1 protein-coding gene is annotated in these 1,903 nt (G+C 26.9%); it reads right to left on the bottom strand.

Features of this window, described 5'->3' with window-relative positions; translation table 11 throughout:
- Positions 1-78: 78 nt before the first annotated feature.
- Positions 79-1,662, bottom strand: coding sequence for a peptide ABC transporter substrate-binding protein (locus BN1173_RS01685; RefSeq protein WP_040236204.1), 1,584 nt, complete (start codon positions 1,660-1,662; stop codon positions 79-81).
- Positions 1,663-1,903: the final 241 nt, after the last annotated feature.

Genomic DNA, 1,903 nt, shown 5'->3' with positions numbered 1-1,903 from the left:
TAATTATAATTTTGATTTTTTAAAATTTTTAATTTACAGACATCTAACAAAAATGTTTCATTTAGATGTCTGTTTTTTCTATTTTATGAGTTTAAGTTGCGAAAAGTCAAATCTTTCTGCAATGTTAGGTTCCCATCCAGTCCATTTATCGTTTTTAAATAAATAATTTCCTGCATATATGTATATTGGAGCTATCGGAAAATCTTTCTCTATAATTATTGATTCGGCTTCTCTTAATATATCTTGTCTTTTAATCGGATCTTGTTCTAAATTAGATTGTTTCATTAAATTTTCATATTCTTCATTAAAATAATTATATGATGAAAAATTTGAAAGTCCCTTTTGAAATAAAGTTAAAAATGTTGATGGATCTGCATAATCACCTATCCAACCAGATCTTGCTATTTCATAATTACCTTTTTGTTTGTTGTCTAGAAATGATGCCCATTCTTCATTTGTAAGTTCAATATTGATCTTTAAAATTTTCAACCATTGATTTTGAATAAATTCAGCAATTTTTTTGTGATTTTCATTTGTATTATATTTGATTTTTAATGTAGGAAAACCTTTTCCATCAGGATAACCAGCTTCACTCATTAATTGTTTTGCTTTTTGTGGGTTGAATAGTTCTAATGATTTTTTATAGGAATAATTGTTGAATTTTGGACTTACATTTCTTGTTGGAATAGCCCCATTTTTTATAACTTTTGATGTCAATGTTTGTCTGTCAATAGCAAGAGTTAAAGCTTCTCTGATTTTTACATTGTCAAGAGGTTTGATGTGTGTGTTGAATGAATAGTAATAAAGACCGTTAATAGGTGATGAGTAATAATCATTTTTTAATTCTATTTCTTTTATTAGGTCAGATGGAATTATTGCAAAGACAGCATCGATTTCATTATTTTCATACATTCTGTAGGCAGTTGATGCGTCATTTATTGTGTAAAATATCAGTTCTTGTACTTCAATATTTTTAGCATTAAAGTAGTAGTCATTTTTGGTAAGTGATATTTTTTCATTTGGTATTCTCTCAGTTAGTTTATATGCGCCACTTACTACCATATTTTCAGGATCTGTCCATTTATTTCCATATTTTTCGATAACATGCACTGGTACTGGTATAAAAGATTGGTGTACTAACATATCTAGAAAATAAGATTTTGGAGAGGTAATAGATATTTCTAGTGTTAGGTCGTCTATAGCTTTAATGCCAAATTCAGATTCTGATATTTTGCCTTCAAAATAATCTTCTCCATTTTTAATTGTTGATTTAACAAGTGCAACATAATTTGATGCTGTTTCTTTATTTAATATTCTAAGGTAAGATTTTCGAATACCCTCAGCAGTAATAGGGACTCCATCACTCCAAACAAGATTTTTTCTTAAATTAAATGTATATACAGTGCCATCTTGAGATATATCCCAAGATTCAGCTAGCCCTGGTTTGTATCCGCCAGTTTTTGGGTCACCAATTACGATGCCATTGAACATTTGTGAAATTATAGTAGCACCCATTTTGTCTTCAGCTAATTGAGGATCTATTGATTTAGGTTCTCCTCCTATAGCGATTTTAAATGATACATTTTCTTTGTTGCTTTCCTTACTACAGGATAGGATAGTTATTAAAAAAAATATAATGAATCTTATTTTTTTTATTTGCATTTTTATCTCCTTATTTCACTTAATTATCTTATATTAACTNNNATTCTATTTTAGCTAAAATGATTAAAAGTGTTTGATGATTTTTTGACAATTTTTTATTAAATTACTTAGTTTTGTTTTAAATTATTTACCAAAGCATAAAATGTATTTAATTGAAATAGATTTTATGAAAATTATAAAATAAAATCGTTAAATGAATATTTTGAAAATATTTATTCATGAAATTTGAAATATTGTATGT

Origin of the sequence: Borrelia crocidurae, from assembly GCF_000825665.2 — a bacterium.
Taxonomy (GTDB): domain Bacteria; phylum Spirochaetota; class Spirochaetia; order Borreliales; family Borreliaceae; genus Borrelia; species Borrelia duttonii.
Note: the sequence above shows the minus strand (reverse complement) of the source record. Positions and strands in the feature narration are given on the sequence as shown.

Bases quoted from the DNA above. Each gene is read 5' to 3' on its own strand.
- BN1173_RS01685 (WP_040236204.1), bottom strand. From the start codon at position 1,662: ATGCAAATAAAAAAAATAAGATTCATTATATTTTTTTTAATAACTATC.